The organism is Streptomyces sp. NPDC094032, from assembly GCF_040303965.1.
In the GTDB taxonomy this organism is placed as follows: Bacteria; Actinomycetota; Actinomycetes; order Streptomycetales; family Streptomycetaceae; genus Streptomyces.
Genome location: NZ_JBEOUE010000018.1, coordinates 55,896 through 82,219, shown reverse-complemented (window position 1 = coordinate 82,219; position 26,324 = coordinate 55,896). Strand labels below are relative to the sequence as shown.

Genomic DNA, 26,324 nt, shown 5'->3' with positions numbered 1-26,324 from the left:
CCACCCCCTCCCCCCAAGGAGAGAACACCCATGGCGGGCATACCCCCCATCGAGCCGTACGCGCTGCCGACCGCGGACGAGCTGCCCGGCAACACCGCCCGGTGGTCCGCCGATCCGGACCGCGCGGTGCTGCTCGTCCACGACATGCAGCGCTACTTCCTGCGCCCCTTCCCCGCGCCCCTGCGCGACCCGCTGGTGCGCAACGCGGCGCTCCTGCGCGAGCGGGCCGTCGCGACGGGCATGCCCGTGGCGTACACGGCGCAGCCCGGTGGGATGGACGACGAACAGCGCGGGCTGCTCAAGGACTTCTGGGGTCCCGGCATGCGCGTCGACCCCGCGGACCGGGAGGTCGTGGAGCCGCTGGCGCCGGGCCCCGACGACCAGGTGTTCACCAAGTGGCGCTACAGCGCGTTCTTCCGCTCCGGACTCCTGGAGTGGATGCGCGGGCAGGGCCGCGACCAGCTGGTGGTGTGCGGGGTGTACGCCCACGTCGGCGTGCTGATGACGGCGGTCGAGGCGTTCACCAACGACATCCAGACCTTCCTCGTCGCCGACGCCGTCGCCGACTTCTCCGCCGCGTACCACCGGCAGGCGGTCACGTACGCGGCCGAGCGCTGCGCCGTCGTCGCGACCACCGGGACCGTCCTCGGCCAGCTGGGGACGCCCGCGGCCCGTACCGCCGGAGCGACCGCATGACCGCGCCGCACGACGACCTCCTCGCCTCGGTGCTGGCCGCCGACCCGCCCGCCTACGCCCTGCTGCACCGCCCCGAGAGCGCGGGCGCGGGGACCGTGGACGTCCTGCTCGGCCGGATCTCCACCCCGGAGACGCTGGCGGACCTCCCCCTCCCCGACCGCGCCCCGGACCCGGGCGAGGGGCCCCGGCACGACGTGCTGGCCCTCGTCCCGTACCGGCAGATCACCGAACGCGGCTTCGCGGCGCCGGACGACGCCGAGCCGCTGATCGCGATGAGCGTCACCGACCAGGCCGCCGTCCCGCTCGACGAGGTGCTGCGCAGGCTGCCCGACCTGCCGATCGACGTCGTCGGCGGTCACTTCGACATCGCCGACGACACGTACGCGGAGACGGTCCGGCGGGTCATCGCGGACGAGATCGGCACCGGTGAGGGCGCCAACTTCGTCATCAAGCGCTCGTTCGTCGCCGACATCACCGGCTACACCCCGCACAGCGCGCTGTCGTTCTTCCGGCGCCTGCTGCGCGGCGAGTCGGGCGCGTACTGGACCTTCGTCGTCCACACCGGCGAGCGGACCTTCGTCGGCGCGACGCCCGAGCGGCACCTCAGCGTCCGGGGCGGCAACGCCGTGATGAACCCGATCAGCGGCACGTACCGCTATCCGGCCGCCGGTCCGGATCTGCCCGGGGTGATGGACTTCCTCGCGGACCGCAAGGAAGCCGACGAGCTGTTCATGGTCGTCGACGAAGAGCTGAAGATGATGGCCCGGATCTGCGAGGGCGGCGGCCGCGTGGTGGGGCCGTACCTGAAGGAGATGGCCCGGCTCGCGCACACCGAGTACTTCATCGAGGGGCACACCACCCGGGACCCGCGCGAGATCCTGCGGGAGTCGATGTTCGCCCCGACGGTCACCGGCAGCCCGCTGGAGAGCGCCTGCCGGGTCATCGAGCGCTACGAGCCCGAGGGCCGGGGCTACTACAGCGGCGTGGTCGCCCTCATCGGCCGCGACGCCCGGGGCGAGCACGCCCTGGACTCGTCCATCCTGATCCGCACCGCCGACATCGACGGCGCCGGCCGGGTGCGGATCGGCGTGGGCGCCACGCTCGTGCGCCACTCCGACCCGGAGTCCGAGGTGGCCGAGACCCGGGCCAAGGCGGCCGGACTGCTCGCGGCGCTCCAGGAGCCCGGCCGGTCCGCCGGCCACCCGGCCCCGGCGGGCGCGCCCGGCTTCGACCACCACCCGCAGGTCCGGGCCGCCCTGGAGCGCCGCAACACCACGCTCTCCGGCTTCTGGCTCACCGGACACGCGGAGCGGGCGCGGCTCGTGCCGGACCTCGCGGGCAAGCGGGTCCTCGTGGTCGACGCCGAGGACACCTTCACCTCGATGATCGACCACCAACTCCGCTCCCTGGGCCTTGAGGTGACAGTCCGTCGCTTCGACGAGCCGTACGCGTTCGACGGCCACGACCTGGTCGTCATGGGGCCGGGTCCCGGCGATCCACGGGACGGCGCCCACCCCAAGATCGCCCATCTGCGCGGGGCGGTCGACACGCTGCTCGCCGAGCGCCGCCCGTTCCTCGCGGTCTGCCTCAGCCACCAGGTCCTCAGCCTGCGTCTCGGCCTCCCCCTGGTCCGCAGGGACGTCCCCAACCAGGGCGTCCAGCAGGAGATCGACTTCTTCGGGGCCCGCGAACGCGTCGGCTTCTACAACACGTTCGCCGCGCGCGGCGCCGAGGAGAAGATCGACCCCGAGGGCGTGGGCCCGGTCGAGGTGAGCCGCGACCCCGTCACCTCGGAGGTGCACGCCCTGCGCGGCCCGCACTTCGCCTCCATGCAGTTCCACGCCGAGTCCCTGCTCACCGAGGACGGGGTACGCCTCTCCGGCGGCCTGCTGCGGGAGGTGCTGGGCGCCCGCCTGTGACGGCGGGCGCGGAGCTGAGCACGGCCGTGGCGGGGGCACCCCTCACCCCGCCACGGCCGCGGTCCTCGGGTCAGCCCGCCGTGCGGGCCATCCAGGCCTCGACCTCGTCGGCCGTGCGCGGGAGACCGGCGGAGAGGTTCTCGTACCCGTCGGCGGTCACGACCAGGTCGTCCTCGATGCGGACGCCGATGCCGCGCCACTCCTCCGGCACCGTGAGGTCGTCCGGCTGGAAGTAGAGGCCGGGCTCGACGGTGAGGACCATGCCGGGCTCCAGGACGCCGTCGACGTACTCCTCGTTGCGCGCGTGGGCGCAGTCGTGGACGTCGAGGCCGAGCATGTGGCCGGTGCCGGCCATGGTGAAGCGGCGCTGGAGGCCGAGTTCGTAGGCGCGGTCGGCGGGGCCCTCGATGAAGCCCCACTCGACCAGCTTCTCGGCGAGGTAGCGCTGTGAGGCCACGTGGAAGTCGCGGTAGGCGGCACCCGGCTTGACCGCGTCGAAGCCGGCCTGCTGGGCCTCGTACACCGCGTCGTACGCCTTGCGCTGCACGTCCGTGAAGGTGCCGCTGATGGGGAGGGTGCGGGTGACGTCGGCGGTGTAGAGGCTGTGCGTCTCCACGCCCGCGTCGAGCAGGAGCAGCTCGCCGGGGCGCACCGGGCCGTCGTTGGAGGTCCAGTGCATGATCGTGGCGTGGTCGCCGGCGGCGGCGATCGTGCCGTAGCCGACGTGGTTGCCCTCCAGGCGGGCGCGGCGGTAGAAGGTGCCCTCGATCCAGCGCTCGGAGGTGGCGATGGCCTTGGAGAGCTCGCGGATGGCGTCGTCGAAGCCGCGCACCGTGGAGTCCACGGCCTTGCGCATCTCGCCGAGCTCCCACGCGTCCTTGACGAGCCGCAGGTCGCTGAGGACCTCTTCGAGCTCGTAGTCGCGGTCCTCGTCGGTGGTGACGGCGGCCTCCAGGGCCGGGTCGAGGCCGCGCACGACGCGGGTCGGGACCTCGGTGTCGGCGGCCAGGTCGGCGGCGAGCGCGCGGACGTCGCGGCAGGGCAGGCCGAGGACCCGCTCGGACTCCGCGAGGGAGCGGCGGCGGCCCATCCACAGCTCGGCGGTGTAGCCGATCCAGAACTCGTCGGAGTCGCGGCCGTCGCGCGGCAGCGTGTACAGCACCGCGTCGTGGCCGCCGTCCGCGCGCGGTTCGAGGACGAGGGCGCAGTCGCGGGCCTGGTCGCCGGTCATGTGGACGTAGCCGGTGTACGGCCGGAACGGGTAGGTGTCGTCGTTCGAGCGGACCTTGAGCTTGCCCGAGGGGATGACCAGGCGCTCGCCGGGGAAGCGCGCGGAGAGCGCCTCGCGGCGGCGGGCCGCGTAGGGGGACTGCTCCGCGAGCTCCAGGTCGTGCCGCTCGGTGTCGGCCCAGCCCGTGCGCATCAGCGCGGACAGTTCCTCGGAGATCCCGTCGTACAGACCGTTCTTCCGGCCCTTGGCCACGATGTGTCCCTTCGTTCGCTGGGGGTGCTGCTCGGCGTCGTCCTGGACGGTAGCGCCCGGCGACGGCCGTGTGGGCGGAGCAGTGCCAGTGGCACTGATCGGCCATTCCGGGGCGTGGAGGGCCGATAATGCGGGGTATGACGAACGCGAGACTCGGCGAGGCACTCCGGCTGCTCGGCATCGACGAGCCGGCGGTCCGGGTGTATCTGACCCTCCTGGAGCGGGCGCCCGCGCCGCTGGGCGAGATCGGGGGCGCGGCCGGGCTCGGCGGTGCGGAGCTGGCCGCCGCCTACGACGCCCTGGTGGAGGCGGGTCTGGCGAGTGCCGCCGAGGAGGCGGGGGACGTGGTGGCCCCGGTGCCGCCGGCCGCGGGCCTGGAGATCCTGGCCCGGCACCGGGCGGCGGAGCTGGAGGAGTCGCGGATCGCGATCGGCGGCGCGTTCGACTCGTTCCGGCGGCACCGGCTCGCCGCGTACAACGACGATCTGGTGGAGGTCGTCACCGGCGAGGCCATCGGGCGCCGGATGCGGCACGCGTGGGCGAGCGCCCGGGAGCAGATCCGGCAGTTCGAGTCGCCGCCGTACGTCCCGCTGACCAGCGCCACGGAGGACTCGCTGGCCACGCTGGCGCGGGGGGTGCGGCAGCGGGTGGTGTACGCGCGGGAGGCGCTGGAGCATCCGGGGCATCTGAAGAACGTCATCGAACCGTGCGTCGAGGCCGGGGAGCAGGCCCGGGTGCTGCCGTCGGTGCCGGTGAAGCTGCTGATCATCGACGAGGCGTACGCGCTGGTGTCGCTCTCCATCAAGGAGGCGGACGTCGTCAACACGATGCTGGTCGTGCAGCCGTGCGGGCTGTTCTCCGCGCTGGTCGCGCTCTTCGAGCTGTCCTGGGTGAACGCGCTGCCGCTGCACGGCGGCGCCGCCCGCCCCGGCGGTCTCGCGCCGGGCGACCGGCGGCTGCTCCGGCTGCTCGCCGGCGGCGCGAGCGACGAGGTGATCGCCCGCGAGCTGGGGATCAGCCGCCGCACCCTCTTCCGGCGCCTGCAGATCCTGATGGCGCGGCTGGGCGCGGCGAACCGCTTCCAGATGGCCCTCCAGGCGCAGCGGTCGGGCTGGCTGTGACCGGGCGGCGGCGCCCGCCTGGTCACAGCGTCCCGGTCAGCCCTCCGCCTCCGCCGCCGCGTCCTGCTTGAGGACCCAGCGGGTCAGCGCCACGCGGCTGGACAGGCCCAGCTTGGAGAAGATGTGGCGCAGGTGGCTGTCGACGGTGTGCGGCGACAGGAAGAGGCGGGCCGCCACCTCGCGGTTGGTGAGGCCCTCGGCGACCAGCCGGGCGACCTTGATCTCGGAGCGGGTGAGCTGGCTCCAGGCCAGTGAGGCGAGCTGCGGCGGGCCCGCCGCCGTACGGACGCCGGGGGGTCTGCCGAGGCGTTCGGAGACCCGGTCGGCGTCCATCCTCAGGCCCGCCGTGGTGAACAGGTCGTACGCCTCGCGGATCAGGTCGGTCGCCTCGTGCCGGTGCCCGGTGTGCTGCATCGCCGCGGCCAGGTCCTCCAGGGCCTCGGCGCGCAGCGGGGTGCGCGGGCTGTCCTGGTACGCCTCGACGGCGGCCCGCAGCATCGCCGGGTCCCCTTCGAGGAGCCCGCGGGTGTGGGTGTCGGCGGCGGCCAGCGAGACGTACCCCGGGTTGCGGCGGGAGAGGCCGCTGATGGCGTCCGCGACGGCACCGGCGACGCCCCGGGCGCCGGTACGCAGGGCGAGCCGCACCACCCTCGGGGCGGCGCCCGGCTCCTGGGTGAAGAGGAGCACCCGGCCCGGCAGGCGGTCGAGGAGCGGCCGCAGCGCCTCAAGGGCCTGTTCCGGGCGGCCCTCGGCCTCCAGGAGCAGCGCCGTGCACCAGGCCAGGTCCTCGATCCGGGAGCCGATGCCGTCCGCGTCGAGGCGGCGGGCGCACTCCAGCCGGGTGCGGGCCGTCTCCAGGTCGCCGGAGCAGAGCGCGAGCCGGGAGAGGGTGGCGAGCAGCGGCACGCCCATGGCCATGGTGGTGAGCTGTTCGGCCATCCGCAGGCCGGCCTCGGCCTCGGCGACGGCGTCGTCGATCAGGCCGCGGGCCAGCCACAGTTCGGCCCGGTGGTAGTGCCACAGGGGCTGTGACCAGGCGGTGCCGAAGCGGTGGGCCTCGCGCTGGCCGTACTCGTAGACGGCGGCGGCCTCCGTGAAGCGGTCGGCGGCCGCCATCGCGGAGCCCAGCCAGAGGCGCGGGTGGAGCTGCGCGGCCTCGCCGCCGTACTCGTCGGCGATCTGCACCGCCTCGCCCGCCAGGGTGATGGCGCCGGAGATGTCGCCGGAGGACTGCGCGGCGATGCTCTGGGCGGCGATGCCGAGGGCCATCGACGGGTACTCGGCCGCGCTGCGGGCGAGCAGGACCGCCTGGTCCGCCGAGACGGCCGCGTCGCTGAGGCCGCCCGCGTTGAGCAGGGCGTGGGCCTGGATGGCCAGCACCCGGGCGCGGACCGGGTCGGCCACGCTGGGCAGCGCGAGCGCCCGCTCGGTGTAGCGGACGGCCGCCACGTCCTGGCCGGCGTGCTTGAGCGCCGAGGCCAGTCCGTACAGGAGCATGGCCTCGGTCTCGGGGTGCATGCCGGTCTTGAGGGCGGACTCGCCGAGTTCCTGGGCCTCGGAGAGGCGGCCGACGGTGGAGAGCAGGCCGACCGCCTCCGCGGCGAGCCGGGGGCGCACCGGGTGGTCGTCGCCGATCGCCTTGAGGGTGCGCAGGGCCAGGTCGGCGGCGGTGCTGGGGGAGGTCCGGGCGAGCTGGGTGATGGTGGTGCGCAGCGCGTCCACGGTCTGGCTGTTCCAGTGCGAGCTGCCGCGGATGAGGTGTTCGGCGATCTCGCTGGCCGGGCGGTTCTCCGCGCGCAGCACGGTGACCGCCTCGCGGTGCAGCACCTTGCGTACGGGGCCGGGGATGGCGCTCAGCACGGACTCGCGGATCAGGTCGTGCCGGAAGGCCAGCTCGGTGCCGGTCTCCATGAGGGCGTCCTGCTGCATCGCCTCCTCGGCGGCGGCCACCAGTTCGACGGCCCTGCGGCCCCACAGGCCCGCGGCCTCGTGCACGGTGAAGGGGCGTCCGAGGACGGCTCCCGCCTCCAGTAATCGGTGGGCGTCCGGCGAGAGGCTCTGCAAGTGCCGCTGGACCGCGTCGACGAAACCGGCCGAGAGGTCGGCGCCGAGGGGACGGTCGCCGAAGCCGGGCAGGCCGTCGACGGCCGGCAGCGCTCCGCCCCCGGCGCGCTGCCCGCTCAGCAGCTCCTCCAGGAGGAAGGGGTTGCCGCTGCTGCGGCGGGCGAGGGCGAGCAGGTGCCGGTCGGGTTCGGTGCCGAGGATCTCCCGGCACAGGGCGTGCACCGCGGCGTCGTCGAGGGGGCGCAGGTCCAGGCGCTCGACGCCTTCCTGGAGGAGCAGTTCCACGGCGCTGCGGCCGGGCGAGCGGGACGGCGCGGTGCGGCAGGCGAGCAGCCACAGGACGGGCGAGGAGGTGAGCGAGGGGACGAGGAGGCGCAGCGCGAGGGCGGTGAGCTCGTCGGCCCACTGGACGTTGTCGAGGGTGATCAGGAGGGGCCGTTCGGCGACATAGCGCTCCAGCCGGTCGCCGAGCTGGTCGATCAGCCAGAAGCGGTTGGCGGCGGGGTCGCCGAGCTGGTCGAAGTTGTCGACGACGAGGGGGCAGCTGTTCCTCAGGGCGCCGAGCAGGGTGCTGAGGGGGGCGACGTGGTCCAGTTTGGTGGCGCGTCCGGTGGCCGTGGCCATGCCCAGTTCGGTGGCGTACTCGCTGGCGGCGGCGAGGAGTCGGCTCTTGCCGATTCCAGGTGAACCTTCAATAATCAGACATTCGCCGACGCCGGCCATGGTGCTGTCGAGCGCTGTGCGGATGCGGGCCAGTTCGGCGTCTCTGCCGACCATGCGTCCCACGGGCATATGCGTGTCCTCCCCCAACTCACGCACCACTTCTCATGGATGCACCCAGCACACGTCGTGAGCTGCGTCACTCACTCCGCACCGCCATCGTCGCACACGGCGTCAGGCTACTGTTCGAACTTCTGAACGGCGACCGGGCGGTTCACGCCTTGAGCGACTCGATACCACGGGATGACTCGGGCATGACCGATCCTCGCATCTGTGGCGCGATCGGATCGCGGCGATTTCACGCCGATCCGGAGGGATTCCGGCGCGCGAAGGGCACCGAGCAGGGGTCGGCCGGCCCCAAGGGATCCACGCCGGCGGGGACCGGAACCCATCAGGTCCCCGCCAGGAGAAAGCGGTTTCGGACATTCTCCGAATGCGCTTAGTAGAGGATCGGGACGCGTCCCGGACCCTATGCGTTCACGCCTTGTACGCGCCCCCGCCCGCCTCCGCGCCGCCTCAGAAGCAGTCGGCGATCAGTCGCAGTCCCTGCTCCGGGCTGAGCCGTGGATCGCACAGCGTGGTGTAGCGCCGGGTCAGCTCCCGCTCGCTCGTGACGGCGCCGCCGACGCACTCGGTGACGGCCTCCCCCGCCGCCTCCAGATGGATGCCGCCCGCGGGCACGCCCTGCGCCTCCAGGGTCCGCAGGAAGATCCTCACCTCCTCGGCGAGCGTGTCGAGATGACGGGTCTTCAGGCCGTTGGCCGCGGTGACCGTGTTGCCGTGCATCGGGTCGCAGAGCCAGACCGCCGGGTGCCCGGCCTCCCGTACCGCCGCGACGAGCCCCGGCAGGGCCTGCGCCGCCCGGTCCCGGCCCATGCGCGCGATCAGCACGAGCCGGCCCGGGGTGCGCTCCGGGTCCAGGAGCGCGCACAGGCGCCGCAGCGCGGCGGGGTCCGCCGTCGGACCGACCTTGCAGCCGACCGGGTTGGCGAGGGTGGCGAGCATCCGCACATGGACGGAGTCGGGGTCGCGGGTGCGCTCGCCGATCCACGGCAGATGGGTGGAGCCCAGATACGTCCCGAGGCGCGGGTCCTCGCGCAGCAGCCCCGCCTCGTAGTCGACCACCAGGGCCTCGTGGCTGGACCACGGCCCGAGGGAGGGGCCCGTGTGGCCCGCGGCCGCGTCGGCCTCGGCCCGCGCGGACCGGTGCGCGTCCACCTGGGCCAGGACCCGGGAGGCGGCCCGGTAGGCCCACAGCATGCGGCGCGGATCGGGCTGCCGGGCGGCCCGGGTCGGCACCTCGGAGTTGACCAGGTGGCCCCGGAACGAGGGCAGCGTCCGGTCCTCGTGGCGCTCGACCGGCTTCGACCGGGGCTTGGCGTACTGGCCGCCGATCCGGCCGACACGCAGCACCGGGCGGCCGGTGTGGTCGCCGACGGCCTCGGCGAACCGGTCCAGCATCTCCAGCCGGGCGCCGGTCGCCTCGGGGCCGCACTCGTAGAAGCTCTCGGCGCAGTCGCCCGCCTGCACCACGAGCCACTCGCCGCGCGCCGCCTTCGCGAGGGCGGAGCGCAGCCGCACCAGGTCGTCGGGGCGGACCAGGGCGGGCGCCGCCGTGAGGGCCTCCATGGCGGCGGCGTACGCCGGGTGGTCGCGCCAGTGCGGGTTCTGCGCGGCGGGCTGGGAGGTCCAGCGGTGGAGGTCGGCGGGCGGGGCGGCGGGCGGGGCGGATGCGGGTGCGGGTGCAGGTGCGGGTGCGGCGGAGACCATGACTGACTCATTCATCGGCGTCACGGGCGCCCTCGGCGGGCCGGCCCTGGTGGGAGGTCGGAAGGGAGGCTGCGGCGCACAGCGCCCCGGCCAGCGCGGACTGGACCTGCGCGTACTTGACGGCCGAGGCGTCTCCGGCCTGCCCGGGCACGGTGTGGAAGCCGCCGTGCCTGCGGTCGGCAAGCCGGTCGATCGCCGCCCGGGAGACGGCCGTGGCCCCGCAGTCGTCGTGGCCTCGGGAGCGGAGCACCGCCCCGGCGAGCAGCAGGTGCGCGGCGTCGCCGCCGCTGATGCCGAACGCGGCGCCCTGGGTGGTGAAGTGACGGACCGTCGTCGCCATGGTGCGGTGCGCGGCCTCGGCGTGTTCCGCCGAGTCGAGCAGCCGCGCGGCATGGGCCAGGGCGAGCGCGATCCTCGGTTCGCCGCCGGGGGTGGGGAGTTCGCGGGCGGCCCGGCCCAGGGTCGTGGCCATGCGCGGGAGTTGCTCCGTGTCCACGTCGGACTCGCCGAGCGCGTCCGCGATGGCCAGCGCGCGCAGCGCGGCGGCCGTAGTGAGCGGCGAGGGGGTGTCGTCGCCGGTCCGCTTCCAGTCCTCGCCGAGGGAGCCGGGGAAGGCGCCGTCCCGGCAGGTGCTCAGGCAGCGGTTGAGCAGGTCGACCGCCCGGACCCGGGCCACCGGGTCGGCGGTGTGGCGGCTGCCGACGAGCAGCGCGGTCGCCGCGTGGAACTGGTGGCGCAGGGTGCGGGCGCGGCCCTCCGGCCGGACCCGCCAGGACCGGTCGGCCACCTCCGCGAAGCCGGGTCCGCCGTCCCGGTCGAGCAGGGCCAGCAGGCCCTGGAGCGCGATCGGCAGCTCCTCGGGCGCGTCGTCGGCCAGGGCGAGCACCGCGGCGGACTGGTCGGTGAGGTGCTTGTCGCCGGTGATCGGGCGGCCGCCGGCCGCGGGGGCGGCCCGGTGCACGCCGCCTTCCCTTCGGTCGAGGAGGTGGCGGGCCAGCCAGCGCACGGCGGAGTGGCGGAGGAGTTCCGGCTGGGAGGCCCGACGGCCGGGCGGCCGTTCGGGGGTGCGGTCGGATGGGCTCTGGGGCATGGGGGTTCCTCGTCGTCCTCGTCCGTGGGCAAGGGGTTCCGGGACGTGTTCCCGTCGTTCTCGGCTCAGACGGCCACCGGCGCCAGCACCCCGCACAGCAGCTCGCCGAGGATCCCGGGCCCGTGCTCGGTGAGCACGGACTCGGGGTGGAACTGCACCGTCGCGAAGCCGGGGCCGCGCAGCGCGTGGACCTGGCCGGTGACGGGGTCGCGGCTCACCCCGACCGGCGCGGACAGGCCCGGGAGTTCGAAGGCGTCCGTCGCGCAGACCGAGGCGAAGGTGTTGTAGAAGCCGACCAGCTCCTCGCCCCACGGCAGCCGCACCGGCAGCTGCACGCCCTGGTTGGGCCGGTCCCGGCGCACCAGGTCGAGGCCGAGGACCCCCGACACCACCTGGTGCCCGAGGCAGACCCCGAGGAAGGGGACGTCCTTGGCGAGCAGGCGGCGGACCGCCCGGCGCAGGGCGGCGATCTTCGGGTCGGCCAGGTCCCGGGGGTCGCCGGGGCCGGGGCCGACCACGGCGAAGTCGTACGCCGTGGGGTCGGGGTGGTCCCGCCACGATCGCACCTCGACGCGGCAGCCGAGGGCCTCCAGCTGGCGGGCCAGCATGGCGGTGAAGGTGTCCTCGGCCTCGATCACCAGGCCCCGCCGCTCCGCGAGCTCCGGCGGCCGGTGCGCCGCGCCCCGCCCCGGCTCCAGCCAGAAGCGGGCGAGCGAACGGTTGCGCTCGACGAGCAGCGCGCGGACCTCAGGGTGTTCCCCGAGCCGTACGGCCACGGGCGCCTGGTGCGGGCCCTCCCCCGCCTCGTCCACCCCGAACGCCGCGAGCAGCCCCGCCGCCTTGGCGCGGGTCTCGGCGGCCTCGGCGGCCGGGTCGGAGAGGCGGACCAGGGTGGCGCCGACACCGATCCGCAGCCGGCGTTCCGCGTCGACCTCGGCCGTGCGGATCACGATCGCGGAGTCCAGCGCCACCTCGCCCGCGGCGTCCCGGCCGATCAGCGCGGCCACGCCGCTGTAGTAGCCGCGCCCGCCGCGCTCGTGCCGGGCGATGACCCGGCAGGCGTTCTCCAGCGGGCTCCCGGTGACCGTCGGGGCGAACAGGCTGCCCCGCAGGATCGCGTCCACACCCGCCCGGGTGCGGCCCTCGATCAGGTACTCGGTGTGCGCGAGCCGGGCCATCTCCTTGAGGTACGGGCCCCGGGCGACGCCGCCGTCCGGGCAGAAGCCGGCGATCATCTTCAGCTCCTCGTCCACGACCATCAGGAGCTCGTCGGCCTCCTTCCGGTCGCGCAGGAAGGCGGTCAGGCCGGCGAGTTCGGGGCCCTCGGGCGCGTAACGGTAGGTGCCGCTGATGGGGTTCATGACGGCGGTGCCGGCGTCCACGCTGATGTGCCGCTCCGGGGTGGCGCCGAGCACCATGTGGTCCCCGGCGCACACCAGGAACACCCAGTACGCGCCCTGGCTCCGGGCGAGCAGCCGCCGGTAGACGGAGAGCGCCTGTTCCGGTCCGAAGCCGGGGAGGTCCGCCCCGAAGGTGCGGTGGATGACGAAGTTGGCGCCCTCGCCGGTGCCGATCTCCCGCTCGATCACATCGCGGACGATCGCCTCGTACTCCCGGTCGTCCAGGTCGAATCCGCCGTCGCGCAGCTCGACGGGGCCGCGCGGCAGCCGTCGCAGCAGCTCGTCGACGCCGACGGTGCCCTGTCTGCGGACCGTCAGGGTGCGGATCGGCGCGTGGTCGTCCTGGCACACGAAGCCGCGTTCGGTGATCTGGCGGTACGGGATGAGGGCCAGCACCTGGTGCCGGGGCCCGTCGGGCGCGCCCGGACTTCGCGGCGCGGCGGATTCCGGCCCGCCGAGCGGGAGTTCGGACAGCAGCGCGGCGGTCCCGGCGTCGCCGAGCAGGATCTCCACCCGGTCGCCGGTGCGCTCCGGCCGGTACAGGAGGGCGAACGCCTCCGGTACGGGCGTTCCGCCGGGGCCGGCGGGGCCGTCGGCGGCGGCGCGGGCGAGCAGCAGGTCGAGGAGCTCGCTCATGCCCCGACCGCCTCGGCGCGGCCGAGCACCAGGTCGAGCAGGGCCGAGCCGTCCTCCGGGAGCCGGTCGCCGCGCCAGGCGGCGTGCTGATCGGGCCGTACGAGGACCAGGTCGGCGCCCCACACCGTACGGACCGGGGCGCGGTCGGCGTCGTCGAGCGTCAGGTGTTCCAGCGGCACGCCCTGTTCGGCGGCGCGTTTGGCGAGCGGGGCTCCGGCGCAGGTGCCGGAGAGGTCGACGAGGGTGAGGCCGGGGCCGAAGCGGTCGAAGAGCTCGGTCCCGTCGGCCAGGCGCAGCGCGGGCACCCGGCCGCCGGGCCACACCTGGGGCGTGATGCCCGTCCACTCCCAGCGCGGGGCGGGTCCCGGCTCGGCCGCGACGACCCGGGAGCGGTGGTAGCGGTGCCCGAAGTGGATGCCGGTGTTGTCGACCTGGTACGACTCGCGCTCCAGGAACCCGGCCAGCTGCTCGCGGGAGGCGCCGTCGCGGGCGAGCTGTCCGAAACGCCGCCAGACCTCCAGGAGGTTGGCGGACATCTCCTTGTTGAACAGGGCGACCGGGCGGCGCTCGTCCTCGTAGCTGTCGAGGAGCGCCTCGCCGCCCCAGCCGCCGAGCCGGGCGGCCAGCTTCCAGCCGAGGTCCACGGCGTCCGCGACGCCGGTGTTCGCGCCGTGGCCGCCGAAGGGGTAGAACTGGTGGGCCGCGTCACCGGCCAGGAAGACCCGGCCCTTGCGGTAGCGGTCGGTGACGGCGAGGGTGCCGGTCCAGTGGCTGACCGTCAGCACCTCGTCCACGGTGAAGTCCTCCCCCAGCTTCTCGCGCATCGCGGCGACCGGGTCGCCCTCGAAGCGGGTGCCGTCGGGTATCTGGAACGAGGCCGTCCACAGCTCGCCCTCGTCCCGGGAGACGAGCGTGATGCCCCGGGCGCTGGTGGTGATGAACGCGCGTCCGTGGCGCCGAAGGACCGGGTCTGAGCTGCGGAAGTAGACCGAGCAGCGGCTGCTGGAGGGCCCGCTGACGGGCTGGTCGACGCCGAGCGCGCGGCGCACCGCGCTGCCCCCGCCGTCACAGCCGACCAGGTACTCCACCCGGAGCTCACGGCCCCGGTCGGACGGCCCCCCGGCGCGGTCGGCGAGGGTGACGGTGACGCCGTCCGCGTCCTGCTCCAGGGCGGTGAGCTCGACGCTCTCCTCGAAGTCCACCAGCGGGTGCTCCCGCAGCGCCCGGCGCAGCACGTCCTCCAGGAGCGAGCCGGTGATCCGCAGATAGGGCTCGGCCGCCCCGGTGCCGTCGGCGGCGGCCGCGTACCGCTCGGCCTGCGCCCGGGGGGAGGGCTGGCGCCAGACCGCCGCCGGCGGCTCGTCCGGGCTCGTCAGGAAGACGAAGTCCGCGTCGAAGCCGGCGGGCACGGCCCCTTCCCTGATCCGGTCGGCGAGGCCGAGCCGGCGCAGCAGCTCCATGCTGCGGGCGTTGATGTAGTCCATCTTGGGGAACAGCGGCGGGGCGGCGGCCCGGTCGACCACCCTGCTCCGTACGCCGTGCCGGGCCAGTTCCAGCGAGAGGACCGCGCCCGCCGGTCCCGCGCCGGCCACCAGCACGCGTGCCTCGTCCCGCGTGCGGCTCCGCAGCTCTTGCACACCCACGTGGACGGCTCCTTCGGCTCCCGCACGGCCCCCTTGGACACGCGACGTCGGCCCCCATCCTCACGGGGCGTCCGGTGCCCGGGGATCACGACTTCGCGTGATCCCCGTGATCTCCCGACGGCACGCCGTTCCCCGGATATCCCGTGAAACGGCGATGACCGAAACCGTGTGCTGGACCAGGCTGTGCCTCGCCGTTCGAACAGATGGACAGCCGACAGCCGACAGACACAGCCGACGGGGGCTCCTGACATGGGCGTGCTGGTTCAGAAATACGGTGGCAGCTCCTTGGCCAGCACGGAGCGCCTCGACGCGGTGGCCGCGAGGATCGCCGAGACGCACCGCGGCGGGGCGTCGACCGTCGTCGTCGTGTCCGCCAGGGGCGGCGCCACCGACGAGCTCCTCGCCCAGGCCGCCGCGGCCGGCGGGGCCGACGTCGGTACGGAGCACCTGCGCGAGACCGATCAGCTCCTGGCGACCGGGGAGTGCGCCTCGGCGGCGCTGCTCGCGCTGACCCTGCTGCGCCTCGGGGTGCCGGCGGTCTCGCTGACCGGGGCCCAGGCCGGGATCGCGGTGGTCGGCAAGCCGGGCTCCGCGATCGTCGACCGGATCGACACCACCCGGATCACCGAGCACCTGGAGCAGGGCAGCGTCACCGTGGTCACCGGATTCCAGGGCCACAACGCGCACGGAGACACCGTCACGCTGGGCCGGGGCGGTTCGGACACCAGCGCCGTCGCCGTGGCGGCCGCCCTGAAGGCGCGCCGCTGCGAGATCTACACCGACGTCGACGGGGTCTACAGCGCGGATCCCACCCATGTCCCCGACGCCCGCAAACTCCCCTTCGTGCACGCCTCGATGATGGCGGAGATGGCGTTCGCGGGGGCGAAGGTCCTCCACCCGCGGGCGGTGGAGCTGGCCGCGCTGCACGGGGTCGAGCTGCACGTCCGTACCTCGCTCGGAACTCAGGAGGGAACCGTTGTCGGACAAGGAGAGGAAGAGGGGGGCGAGATGACCTCGCTGGAAACGGGGGGCGCGGTCGTCGCCGTCACGTCGGACCCCGATGTGGCAAGGGTCCTGGTGCACGCCCGGGGACGCAGCGATCTGGCGGCCGAGGTGCTGTCGATCCTCGCCCGGCACGCGGTGCCGATGGATCTGGTGGCCCGTTCGGGGCCCCACGAGGAAGAGTTCCGGATGGGGTTCACCATCCGCAGGAGTCATGTGCCCGAGGTCGGGCCCGCGCTGGACAAGGCGGTCGCCGTGCACGGCGGCGAGGTCCGGGTGGACTCGGACGTCGCCAAGGTCTCGCTGATCGGCATGGGGCTGCTCAACCGGCCCGAGTACGTGGCCCGGATGACCGCGGCGCTGGCCGCCGCCGGCATCGCGACGAGCTGGGTGTCCTCCTCCCAGTTACGCGCCTCGGTCACCGTGCCCGCGGACCGTCGGGTGCAGGCGCTGTGCCTGCTGCACAAGGAGTTCGACCTGTCCGGAGCCGGTACCGAGCAGACCGTGGCGCTCTGAGCCACCAGTTGGGGAGGTCAGTCGTGTCAGTCAACTATTCGGCGCGGGGTCTGCGCCTGCGGCGCCTGTTCCGGCACCGGGACCAGCGGCTCATGGTGGTGCCGCTGGACCACTCGATCGCGGACGGCCCGCTCACCGCCCGGGGCGGACTCGACGCCCTGGTCGGGCAGTTGGTCGGCAACGGGGTGGACGCGGTGGTCCTGCACAAGGGCAGCCTGCGCCATGTGCGGACCGACCGGTTCACCGGGATGTCGCTGATCATGCACCTGAGCGCCAGCACCGCCCACGCGCCCGACCCGGACGCCAAGTACCTGGTCACCGGGGTCGAGGAGGCGCTGCGGCAGGGTGCCGACGCGGTCAGCGTGCACGTCAACCTCGGCTCCCGGGACGAGCGGCGGCAGATCGCCGACCTGGGCGCGGTGGCGGACGTGTGCGACCGCTGGAACGTGCCGCTGCTCGCGATGATGTACCCGCGCGGCCCCAAGATCAGCAACCCGCGCGATCCCGAACTGGTCGTGCACACCGCCACGCTCGCCGCCGATCTGGGCGCGGACATCGTCAAGACCCTCTACACCGGCTCCTCCGACGAGATGGCGGACATCGTCGAGGCCTGCCCCATCCCGGTGATCGTGGCCGGCGGCGTGCGGGTGGACGCCGAGGACCAGGTCCTGGACTTCGTGGGCGACGCGATCCGCGGCGGGGCCGCCGGGGTCGCGATGGGCCGCAACGTCTTCCAGGCACCCGATCCCGGGGCGATGGCGCGCAAGATCTCGCAGATCGTGCACAGCACGAGCGAGGGCCCCGGCGCCCTCGCCGCCCGCCGGGAGGCCTATGCCTCCGGAGCCGTCTAGCCGTCCAGCCGTCCGCCCGACAGCCCGTCCAGCCTTCAGAGCACCCGCTGCCTGCCCCCTATAAGGAGCCGTACCCGTGAAGCTCACCTGGATCGACGTCCGCTCGTTGAAGAGCGCCAAGAAGGCCGTCATCGAAGAGGCCGTGCACCAGCGGATCGACGGTGTGGTCGCCTCCAGTCTGTCGGACCTCAAGGGCCTGCCGCCGACCGTGAAGAAGGTCTTCCTCCCGCAGGGGAAGGAACTCCCGGCGGAGTTCGGTCCGGCCGACGTGGTGATCCTCTCCGACCGTCAGGGCGACGCGGCCGAGCTCGCCAAGGCGCACCCGACCGTCGAGTTCGGGCGTTTCGTGGAGATCGTCGACGCCGAGACGCTGGAGCACGCCTGCCAGGCGTCCCGCGACGAGAAGTGGGCGCTGCTGCTCTTCCGCGACCCCACCAAGATCCCGCTGGAGATCGTGCTGGCCGCCGCGGCGAAGGCCGACGGCAGCATCATCACCGTGGCCGAGGACGTGGAGGAGGCCACCATCATCTTCGGCGTCCTGGAGCACGGCTCGGACGGCGTGATGATGGCCCCGAAGACGGTCGGCGACGCCACCGCCCTGAAGGCCGCCGCCGAGGTCCAGCCGGCCGAACTCCAGCTGACGGAGCTGGAGGTGGTGCGCACCGAGCACATCGGCATGGGCGAGCGGGCCTGCGTCGACACCTGCTCGCACTTCCGCGAGGACGAGGGCATCCTGGTCGGCTCGCACTCCAAGGGCATGATCCTGTGCGTCAGCGAGACGCACCCGCTGCCCTACATGCCGACCCGCCCGTTCCGCGTCAACGCGGGCGCGATCATGTCGTACACGATCTCCGGCGAGAACGACCGCACCAACTATCTGAGCGAGCTCAAGGCCGGCAGCAAGGTCCTGGCGGTCGACGTCAAGGGCCAGACCCGGGTGGTCACGGTCGGCCGGGTGAAGATCGAGTCCCGTCCGCTGATCTCGATCGACGCGGTGGCGCCCGACGGGCGGACCGCCAACCTGATCCTCCAGGACGACTGGCACGTCCGGGTCCTCGGCCCCGGCGGCACGGTGCTCAACAGCACCGAGCTGAAGCCCGGCGACAAGGTGCTCGGCTATCTGCCGACGGCCGACCGGCACGTCGGCTACGCGATCGACGAGTTCTGCATCGAGAAGTAGGGACACGTCCTGATGGAGCGGCAGCCCGTCTTCGACTTCCACGCCAGGCTGCCCGCCGCCCCCGGCGCCCTCGACCGGCTGCTGTCCGTGATGGACGGCAGCGGGGTCGGGCGGGCCGGGGTCGCGGCGGGCGGTGTGGTCGATCTGGACGTCCTCGCCCGGCAGTTGATCGAGGGCGGGCACGTCACCTCGGACCCGGACAACGCGGGGGTACGGGACGCCGCGCGGGCCTCGGGCGGGCGGCTGACGCCGTTCTGGTTCGGCAACCCGCACCGCGGGGCCGCCGACTACCGGGCGCTCGGCAGGGAGTTCGCCGCCCTGGAGCTCTCCCCGGCGGTGCACGGCGTCCCCCTGGACGATCCGCGCACCGCCGAATTCCTGGACGCCGCAGCCGAGTTCGGGCATCCCGTCTATGTCGTGTGCGTCGACCGGGACGGTTGCCGGGTGTCGGACCTGGCCGCGCTGGCGGCGAAGCGCCCGGAGACCGTCTTCGTCCTCGGCCACCTCGGCATCGGCCTCATCGACACCTACGGGATCGACCTGGTGGAGCCCGTACCGAACGTGGTCGTGGAGACCTCCGGGGCGTTCGGCTTCACCGTCCGGGTCGCGATCGAGCGGCTCGGGGCCGAGCGGGTGCTCTTCTCCGCCGAGCATCCGCTCCAGCATCCCTCGGTGGAGCTGGCCAAGTACCAGGCCCTCGGGCTTCCGCGACCGGTGCTGCACCAGGTGCTGTGGCGGAACGCCCACCGGATTCTCGGACTGGAGACACCATGAGCCGGCAGTTCTCGGAGCGCCTTCCCCAACTGGGCGACTGGCGTGATCAGGAGCAGCTCCGCAAGACGCAGGACGAGCAGTTGCGCGAGACGCTCGCCTGGGCCCGTAACTCGCCCTTCTACCGGCGGCGTTTCGGCGCCGGTCCCGCGCCCGCCTCGCGCGCGGACTTCGAGGGGCTCGCCCTGACCGGCAAGCAGGACCTGAGGGACGCCTATCCGTTCGGCATGCTCGCCGTGCCGAAGAGCGAGCTGGCCACCTACCACGAGTCCAGCGGCACGGCGGGCAGCCCGACCCCCTCGTACTACACCGAGCGCGACTGGACCGACCTGGCCGAGCGCTACGCCCGCAAGTGGGTCGGGATCGGGCCGGAGGACACCTTCCTGGTGCGCACCCCGTACGCGCTGATGATCACCGGCCATCTGGCCCAGGCGGCGGCGCGGCTCAAGGGCGCCACGGTGGTCCCCGGCGACAACCGCTCGCTCGCGATGCCGTACTCGCGCGTGCTGCGGGTGCTGCACGACCTGGAGGTCAGCCTGACCTGGTCGATGCCCACCGAGATCCTGCTGTGGGCGGCGGCCGCGCGGGCCGCCGGGCTCGTCCCGGACCGCGACTTCCCCGCCCTGCGCGCGGTGTTCGTCGGCGGGGAGCCGCTCAGCCCGGCGCGCCGGGCCAGGATCGGCGAGATCTGGGGCGTCCCCGTCGTCGAGGAGTACGGCTCCACGGAGACCGGCAGCCTGGCCGGCGAGTGCCCGGAGGGGCGGCTGCACCTGTGGGCGGACCGGGCGGTCTTCGAGGTGTACGACCCCGGGACGGGCACGCTGTCCGCCGACGGGGCGGGCCAGCTGGTGGTCACGCCGCTGTACCGCCAGGCGATGCCGCTGCTGCGGTACAACCTGGAGGACAACGTCGAGGTCTCGGACGAACCCTGCGCGTGCGGCTGGCAGTTGCCGACGGTGCGGGTGCTCGGGCGTTCCGCGTTCGGCCACCGGGTCGGCTCCGCGACCGTCACCCAGGCGCGCCTGGAGGAGCTGGTCTTCGGGCTGCCGGTCGAGCACGGCGTCATGTTCTGGCGGGCCCGTGCCCGCCCCGAGCTCCTTGAGCTGGAGATCGAGGTCGCCCCGGAGCACCGGGAGGCCGCCCGCACCGCGCTGGCGGCGGCGATCGAGGCCGCGTACGGGCCCGTCCCGGCGCGGATCGACGGGGTGCCGCCCGGCTCGCTGGTGCCGCTGGAGGCCCTCACGGGCGTCCACGACGTGGTGAAGCCGCGCAGCCTCTTCGGTCCGGACGAGGACTGGAGCAAGGCGCTCCTCTACTACTGAACCACTCGTCAGACATCGGGTCCCGGCTGTCACGGGCGGCACGGGAGGCATGAAAGGAGAGCAGCGCATGGCGGAGGTACCCCCCAGGATCGCCATTGTCGGCGCCGGTATCGCCGGGGTCGCGCTCGCGGTGGCCCTGTCCAAGCGCGGTCTCACCTGCGACGTGTTCGAGCGCACCCGGCACCTGCGCGAGATCGGCGCCGGGATCCAGATCTCGCCCAACGGTTCGCGGCTGCTGCTGGCCCTCGGCATCGGCCGCAGCCTGGAGCGGGACGGCGTACGGCCGGAGTCGATCGAGGTGCGCGGCTGGGCCGACGGCGGAACGCTGGCCAGGACCGTGCTCGGCGAGGCGTGTACGGAGATGTACGGGGCGCCCTATCTGGCCCTGCACCGGGCCGGGCTGCACAGCGCCCTGGTGGAGCAACTGCCCGAGTCCGCCCTGCATCTGGGCATGGAGTGCGTGGCGATCGACGAGGGCGGCGAGCTCGGCGACGAGGTGGTGCTGCGCTTCGCCGACGGCTTCGAGTTCCGGGCGGACGTCGTCATCGGGGCCGACGGCATCCGCTCGACCGTCCGCGGGCGGACCGTGGGCGACGAGCCGCGGTTCTCCGGGCAGTCCATCTACCGGGCCGTCGTCCCGGCGTCGGCCTGGCCGGCGGCGGCGGAACGGCCGCACGTCTCCCTGTGGATGGGGCCGGGCCAGCACTGCGTGGCCTACCCGATCTCGGGCGGGCGCTCGGTCAGCATCGCCGCGACCGCCCCGGCGGGCGACTGGCGGCGCGAGTCCTGGTCGGCCGAGGGCTCCCCCCAGGAGCTGCTCGACGCCTACACCGGGTGGGCGCCGGAGCTGCTCGCGCTGCTGTCCGCCGCGTCGAAGGTGACGCGCTGGGCGCTGTACGACCGCGATCCGGTGGAGCGGTGGAGCACCGACCGGGTGACCCTGATCGGCGACGCCGCGCACCCGATGCTGCCCTTCGGGGCGCAGGGCGCCGCGCTGGGCCTTGAGGACGCGCTGACGCTGGCCGTCTGTCTCAAGGACGCCACCGCCAAGACGGTCCCCGACGCGCTGCGCCGCTACGAGGAGCTGCGCAGGCCCCGCGCCGAGCGGGTGCACCGTTTCATCCGGGAGAACGAGCGCGACCACCACGTCGAGGACGGCGATCGGCGGCGGGAGCGGGACGCGGCGATGGACACGGAGTTCGGGCTGCGGCAGCGGGCCTGGCTGTTCGGGTACGACGCCGTCGCCGAGGCGGCGGAGCCCACGGTGCAGGAGTAGGCGAAGCACTTACCAACGAGGCAGGGGGAGCCAATGAGCACGGTGTTGTCCACCGGTACGGAGGGGATCAGCGGTCGCGTCGCCGTGGTCACGGGCGCGGGCCAGGGCATCGGCGCGGCCGTCGCCCGGCTGCTCGGCACGCACGGCGCCCAGGTGGCGCTGTGGGACGCCGCGCCGGAGCCGGTCACGGGGGTGGCGGCCGAACTCGACGCCGCCGGGGTCAAGAACACGGCCATGTGCGTGGACGTCCGCGACAGCGCCGCGGTCGAGGCGGCGGCGGAGCGGGTGGAGCGGGAACTCGGCCCGGTGGAGCTGCTGGTGAACGTGGCCGGGGTGCTCCGTACCGGCGCCGTCCTCGATCTCGCCGACGAGGCCTGGGACGAGATCTTCGGGGTCAACGTGCGCGGGGTGTTCGCGGTCTCCCGCTCCGTCGCCGGCCGGATGGCGGGCCGCGGCAGGGGGGCCGTCGTGACCGTCGCCTCCAACGCGGGCGGGGTGCCGCGCGTGGGCATGGGCGCGTACGCCGCGTCCAAGGCGGCGTCGTCGATGCTCACCAAGTGCCTCGGTCTGGAGCTCGCAGGCCGGGGCGTGCGCTGCAACGTGGTCTCCCCCGGCTCCACCGACACCCCGATGCTGCGGGACATGTGGGACGCGGCCGGGGACGGGGCCGGCGACGCCACCGTGAACGGCTCCCTGGAGGCGTTCCGGGTCGGGATCCCGCTCGGCCGCGTCGGCACCGCCGAGCAGGTCGCGCAGGCCGTCCTGTTCCTGCTCTCCGACCAGGCCTCCCACATCACCCTCCAGGACCTGTACGTCGACGGCGGCGCGGCACTCGGCTGACCGCCGCCGCCCCGCCGCCGACGCCTGCCCTCCGCCCACCAAGGAGAACCGAGATGGCGATCCCGCCGATTCCGCCCTATCCGCTCCCCACCGAGAGCGAGCTGCCGCGGAACCGCGTGTCCTGGCTGCCGTCGGCCGACCGGGCGGTGCTGCTCGTCCACGACATGCAGCGCTACTTCCTGGCCCCGTTCGACCGCGCGGCCGAGCCCGCGGGCCCGCTCCTCGCCCATGTGCGCCTGCTCCTGGACACGGCCCGCGCGCAGGGCGTCCCGGTCGCCTACAGCGCCCAGCCCGGGGACATGGACCCGCGCCAGCGCGGGCTGCTCGCCGACTTCTGGGGGCCGGGCATGAGCAGCGCCCCGGAGGACCGGGAGCTGCTGCCGGAGATCGCGCCGACCGGTGCCGACACGGTCCTCACGAAGTGGCGCTACAGCGCCTTCCACCGCACCCCGCTCACCGAGCTGATGCGGGAGCGGGGGCGCGACCAGCTGATCGTGGTCGGGGTCTACGCCCACATCGGCTGTCTGGCCACCGCGTACGACGCCTTCGCCCACGACATCCAGCCCTTCCTGGTCGCGGACGCCCTGGCGGACTTCGGCCCGGCGGAGCACCGGCAGGCCCTGGGCCAGGCGGCGGACCGCTGCGCCGCGGTGCTGACCACGGCCCGGGTCGTCGAGGCGATCGGGATCCCAGGAACACGTGATGTGGCCGCGACCGCGGCCCCAGGAAGCTGAAAGCGACGTTCCGGTCACGGCCGGCCGCGCCCGGAGCGATACGAGAGGACAGCAGTCATGACCTTCATCAGTGACATCACCGATGGATTCACGCTGGGGCCCGGTGAGGGCCGGCCGATCGGCCACCAGGTGAACCTCAAGGTGGGGCAGGAGACCACGCCGAACCTGCTGGCCGTCGAGTGCGAGTTCGCGCCGGGCTTCGACGTCGGCGCGCACAGCCACTCCACCCACGAGGAGATCTTCTACGTCCTGGAGGGCGAGGTGGAGTTCTTCGCCTTCCAGCCCAAGGTGATCACGTCCGAGCCCGGCTCGTGGACCCAGTGGGAGTCGAAGACCGGGCAGAAGGTGACCCGCGCGACCCCCGGCACCGTGCTCTACGTGCCCAAGGGCACCCCGCACGGCTTCCGCAACCCCGGCGACGTGAAGATGCGCTTCCTGCTGGTCGGCACGCCGGCCGGGCACGAGAACTACCAGCAGGAGATCGCCGACCTGCTCGCCTCGCCCCCGAAGGACGAGGAGGACCTGCGGCGCGCGGTGGAGGAGATCCGCCGCCGCAACCACACCGAGCAGCTGACGCCGGCGGTCCGGGCCCCCTCGGACATGTGACCCGGCCGCCGGGCCGCGGCCGTTCCGGTTCCGGTCGCGGAGCGCTGAGGGCCGGTCCCCGACAGGGGGCCGGCCCGCCGTGCTGCCCGCGCGCGGCATCCCGTACGGGGCCGTCCCCCGCCCCCGTACGGGATGCCGTGTTCACGCCATACCCCGAACCCCATCCTTCCCCGTACGACACAGGAGGCCCCCCGTGCCCGACCGACCCGTCACCCTGACCTTCTGGTCCGACCTGAGCTGTCCCTGGGCGTCCCTCGCCCTGGACACCCTGCACGCCGAGGCGCTCCGTCTCGACGTGGAGCTGCTGGTCGACCACCGGGCGTTCCCGCTGGAGCTCTTCAACAGCATGCCGACGCCGAAGCACATCATCGACAGCGAGATCGTCGCCATAGCCGGGCGGCTGCCGGAGCTGGGCTGGCGGCTGTGGCACGCCCCCGACTCCACGTACCCGGTCACGATGCTCCCCGCCATGGAGGCGGTGCAGGCCGCCAAGGACCCGGCCGTGGGCGGCCTGGCCGGCAGCGACCAGCTCGACACCGCGCTGCGCCGCGCCTTCCTCGTGGAGAGCCGCTGCGTCAGCATCCCGGCGGTGATCCTGGAGGCCGCCGGGAGCTGCCCGCTGGTGGACGCCGACGCGCTGGCGCGGGCCATGGCCGAGGGCCGGGGGCGGGCCGAGATCCACCGGGACTGGGCGGAGGCCAGGCGCACCTCGGTGCAGGGCAGCCCCACCCTGTTCGGCGCCGACGGGAAGCCCGTGCACAACCCGGGCGCCCGCTACCACTGGTCGAAGGACGTCCCGCCCCCGGAGGGCGGCTTCCCGGTGCTTGAGGAGTACACCCGCGACTGGGCCGAGGCCCTGCTCGTTGACGCGATTCCGCATGGCTGACCGGCCGGTTCCCGTCGTCGATCAAGATCCCACGAACACGTGATGTGTACGCGTCCCCCGAGGGGGAAGCTGCGTACGTCACCTCGGGCAGCGGAGGGTTAGGAGCTATGGACAACGTCCCCGTAGTCGTGGTCGGTGCAGGACCGGTCGGGATGATGACGGCACTGGAACTGGCCCACCACGGTGTGGCCTGTGTGCTCGCCGAGCAGAACGCCGGTCCCACCGTCCATCCCAAGATGGAGTTCACCAACCCCAGGACCATGGAGCACCACGCCAGGCTCGGGGTGGCGGACGACATCCGCAGGGCGGGTGTGCCCGCCGAGTACCCCTTCGACGTGCTCTGGTCGACCGGTCTCGACGCCGAGCGGCTCGCCGTCTGGCAGCAGCCCTCCGTCGAGGAGAAGTGGCGGGAGATCCGGGAGAGCGAGGACGGCGGGCAGCCCAGCCAGCCGTACCAGCGCGTCTCGCAGGCCGACCTGGAGCCGGTGCTCCTCGACCACTGCCGCCGGCACCCCCTGATCGACGTGCGCCACCTCTGGCGCTTCGAGTCGCTCCAGCAGGACGCCGACGGTGTCACCAGCACCTTCCGCGACCTGGAGACCGACACCACGCACACCGTGCGTTCGGGCTATGTCGCGGCCTGCGACGGCGCCGGGAGCACCATCCGGCGGGCCGTCGGGATCGCGCTCACCAACGGCGGCATCGCGGACGGCGAGGGCGGCGAGGTGCACGACCTGCCGGCCGCGTTCTCCGTGACCTTCCGCAGCTCCGACAGCGAGAGCCTGTTCCGGCACGGCTACTTCTGGCACTACTTCACCAACCGTTACGTGCTGATCTCGCTCGACGAGGCCGGCACCTGGGCCTTCCACTCGCTGCGCCAGGAGGACTTCGACCCGCCGCCCGCCGATCCGGCGGCGTGGATCCGGTCGCAGCTCAACGTCGACCTGGTGATCGACGCGGTGCACGTCACCTCGCGCTGGACGCCGAAGTACCTGATCGCCGACGGCTACCGGTCCGGCCGGGTCTTCCTCGCCGGCGACGCCGCGCACCAGATGTTCCCCTCCGGCAGTCACGGCATGAACACCGGCGCGGGCGACGCGGTCGACCTGGGCTGGAAGCTGGCCGCGGTGATCAACGGCTACGGCGGGTCCCGGCTGCTCGACAGCTACGAGGCCGAGCGGCGACCGGTCGGGCTGCGCAACATGGCGATGTCGCGCCGCCACCTCGACGTGCACTTCCAGTTCATGCGGCTGGGCGCCGAGGGCGCGACGCCCGCCGAGCAGGGCCGGTTCCTCGCCGCGCAGCCGGGCGAGAACACGTACGAGGGCATCTACCTGGACTACCGGTACGCCGGATCGCCCATCGTCTGGTCCGACGGGACCGGCGAGCCGCCCTCCGACCCGCTGCGGTACATCCCGAGCACCTGGCCGGGCGCCCGCCCTCCGAGCCTGGTCCTGGACGACGGCGAGCAGCTCTTCGACCGCTTCGGCCGCGAGTTCACGCTGGTCGACACGGTGGGCGACGGGAAGGCCGACGCGCTGCTCGCCGCGGCCGAGGCGGCCGGGCTGCCGGTCACCCATGTCGTGGTGAAGGACGTCCGGGTGCGGGAACTCTGGGACTGCGACCTGGCGCTGGTTCGCCCGGACCAGCACATCGCCTGGCGCGGGGACCGCTCCCCCGCCGACCCGGCCGCCGTCATCGACCGGGTGAGGGGCGCGGCGAGTGAAGACGCGCCCCCGAAGGCTCCGCCGAAAACGCCACCGAAAACGGCGGCGAACTCGTGACGGGCATTGCAGAT

The 26,324-nt window shown here is 73.6% G+C and carries 20 protein-coding genes; 14 read left to right on the top strand and 6 right to left on the bottom strand.

The window, feature by feature from the left end; all coding sequences use genetic code 11:
- Window positions 1–30 precede the first annotated feature (30 nt).
- A complete protein-coding gene (locus tag ABTZ54_RS24090) occupies window positions 31–696 on the top strand; it encodes an isochorismatase family protein (RefSeq protein ID WP_351666673.1) in 666 nt (221 codons plus the stop codon).
- On the top strand, window positions 693–2,615 hold the full coding sequence (locus ABTZ54_RS24085; protein WP_351666671.1) for an anthranilate synthase family protein: 1,923 nt from the start codon (window positions 693–695) through the stop codon (window positions 2,613–2,615). The genes ABTZ54_RS24090 and ABTZ54_RS24085 overlap by 4 nt, the downstream gene beginning before the upstream one ends.
- 70 nt (window positions 2,616–2,685) lie before the next feature.
- Here the strand turns inward: ABTZ54_RS24085 and ABTZ54_RS24080 are convergent, their stop codons facing one another.
- Entirely contained in the window at window positions 2,686–4,098 is a 1,413-nt protein-coding gene (locus ABTZ54_RS24080) for an aminopeptidase P family protein (protein ID WP_351666669.1), read from the bottom strand.
- A 137-nt stretch (window positions 4,099–4,235) separates the two neighbouring features.
- On the opposite strand from ABTZ54_RS24080, the gene ABTZ54_RS24075 reads away from it, so the two are divergent.
- Window positions 4,236–5,219 (top strand): LuxR C-terminal-related transcriptional regulator, encoded by a 984-nt coding sequence (locus ABTZ54_RS24075; protein WP_351666667.1) that lies wholly within the window; start codon window positions 4,236–4,238, stop codon window positions 5,217–5,219.
- A 36-nt stretch (window positions 5,220–5,255) separates the two neighbouring features.
- On the opposite strand, the gene ABTZ54_RS24070 is transcribed toward ABTZ54_RS24075, so the two are convergent.
- From ABTZ54_RS24070 to ABTZ54_RS24050, 5 genes are all read right to left on the bottom strand, one after another.
- The gene (locus ABTZ54_RS24070; RefSeq protein WP_351666665.1) at window positions 5,256–8,075 is read right to left on the bottom strand and encodes an ATP-binding protein; all 2,820 of its coding nucleotides are present in this window, start codon (window positions 8,073–8,075) and stop codon (window positions 5,256–5,258) included.
- A 444-nt stretch (window positions 8,076–8,519) separates the two neighbouring features.
- Window positions 8,520–9,773 carry a 3-deoxy-7-phosphoheptulonate synthase gene (locus ABTZ54_RS24065; protein WP_351666663.1) on the bottom strand — a complete coding sequence of 418 codons (1,254 nt, stop codon included), beginning with the start codon at window positions 9,771–9,773 and terminating at the stop codon, window positions 8,520–8,522.
- Window positions 9,774–9,780: 7 nt separating this feature from the next.
- A complete protein-coding gene (locus ABTZ54_RS24060) occupies window positions 9,781–10,863 on the bottom strand; it encodes a hypothetical protein (RefSeq protein ID WP_351666661.1) in 1,083 nt (360 codons plus the stop codon).
- A 65-nt stretch (window positions 10,864–10,928) separates the two neighbouring features.
- Complete coding sequence (locus ABTZ54_RS24055) at window positions 10,929–12,899, bottom strand: anthranilate synthase family protein (protein ID WP_351666659.1); 1,971 nt, start codon at window positions 12,897–12,899, stop codon at window positions 10,929–10,931.
- Entirely contained in the window at window positions 12,896–14,542 is a 1,647-nt protein-coding gene (locus ABTZ54_RS24050) for an FAD-dependent monooxygenase (protein ID WP_351666657.1), read from the bottom strand. The genes ABTZ54_RS24055 and ABTZ54_RS24050 overlap by 4 nt, the downstream gene beginning before the upstream one ends.
- Before the next feature lie 249 nt (window positions 14,543–14,791).
- Here ABTZ54_RS24050 and ABTZ54_RS24045 point away from each other — a divergent pair, with 249 nt between their 5' ends.
- The 11 genes from ABTZ54_RS24045 (at window position 14,792) to ABTZ54_RS23995 (ending at window position 26,310) form a co-directional block, all read left to right on the top strand.
- Entirely contained in the window at window positions 14,792–16,060 is a 1,269-nt protein-coding gene (locus ABTZ54_RS24045; RefSeq protein ID WP_351666655.1) for an aspartate kinase, read from the top strand.
- Window positions 16,061–16,083: 23 nt separating this feature from the next.
- Window positions 16,084–16,911: a 2-amino-3,7-dideoxy-D-threo-hept-6-ulosonate synthase gene (locus tag ABTZ54_RS24040; RefSeq protein ID WP_351666653.1), complete on the top strand. Its 828-nt coding sequence runs from the start codon at window positions 16,084–16,086 to the stop codon at window positions 16,909–16,911.
- Window positions 16,912–16,987: 76 nt separating this feature from the next.
- Entirely contained in the window at window positions 16,988–18,091 is a 1,104-nt protein-coding gene (locus ABTZ54_RS24035) for a 3-dehydroquinate synthase II family protein (RefSeq protein ID WP_351666651.1), read from the top strand.
- Window positions 18,092–18,103: 12 nt separating this feature from the next.
- Entirely contained in the window at window positions 18,104–18,865 is a 762-nt protein-coding gene (locus ABTZ54_RS24030) for an amidohydrolase family protein (RefSeq protein ID WP_351666649.1), read from the top strand.
- The gene (locus ABTZ54_RS24025; protein WP_351666647.1) at window positions 18,862–20,184 is read left to right on the top strand and encodes a phenylacetate--CoA ligase family protein; all 1,323 of its coding nucleotides are present in this window, start codon (window positions 18,862–18,864) and stop codon (window positions 20,182–20,184) included. The genes ABTZ54_RS24030 and ABTZ54_RS24025 overlap by 4 nt, the downstream gene beginning before the upstream one ends.
- A 67-nt stretch (window positions 20,185–20,251) precedes the next feature.
- On the top strand, window positions 20,252–21,460 hold the full coding sequence (locus tag ABTZ54_RS24020; protein WP_351666645.1) for an FAD-dependent monooxygenase: 1,209 nt from the start codon (window positions 20,252–20,254) through the stop codon (window positions 21,458–21,460).
- A gap of 33 nt (window positions 21,461–21,493) precedes the next feature.
- Window positions 21,494–22,300, top strand: a complete 807-nt coding sequence (locus ABTZ54_RS24015; protein ID WP_351666643.1) for a 2,3-dihydro-2,3-dihydroxybenzoate dehydrogenase — start codon at window positions 21,494–21,496, stop codon at window positions 22,298–22,300.
- A 53-nt stretch (window positions 22,301–22,353) separates the two neighbouring features.
- Window positions 22,354–23,034: an isochorismatase family protein gene (locus ABTZ54_RS24010; RefSeq protein WP_351666641.1), complete on the top strand. Its 681-nt coding sequence runs from the start codon at window positions 22,354–22,356 to the stop codon at window positions 23,032–23,034.
- Window positions 23,035–23,091: 57 nt separating this feature from the next.
- Window positions 23,092–23,640 (top strand): cupin domain-containing protein, encoded by a 549-nt coding sequence (locus ABTZ54_RS24005; protein WP_329418467.1) that lies wholly within the window; start codon window positions 23,092–23,094, stop codon window positions 23,638–23,640.
- A 193-nt stretch (window positions 23,641–23,833) separates the two neighbouring features.
- On the top strand, window positions 23,834–24,526 hold the full coding sequence (locus tag ABTZ54_RS24000; RefSeq protein WP_351666638.1) for a DsbA family oxidoreductase: 693 nt from the start codon (window positions 23,834–23,836) through the stop codon (window positions 24,524–24,526).
- A 107-nt stretch (window positions 24,527–24,633) separates the two neighbouring features.
- Window positions 24,634–26,310 (top strand): FAD-dependent monooxygenase, encoded by a 1,677-nt coding sequence (locus ABTZ54_RS23995; protein WP_351666636.1) that lies wholly within the window; start codon window positions 24,634–24,636, stop codon window positions 26,308–26,310.
- Window positions 26,311–26,324: the final 14 nt, after the last annotated feature.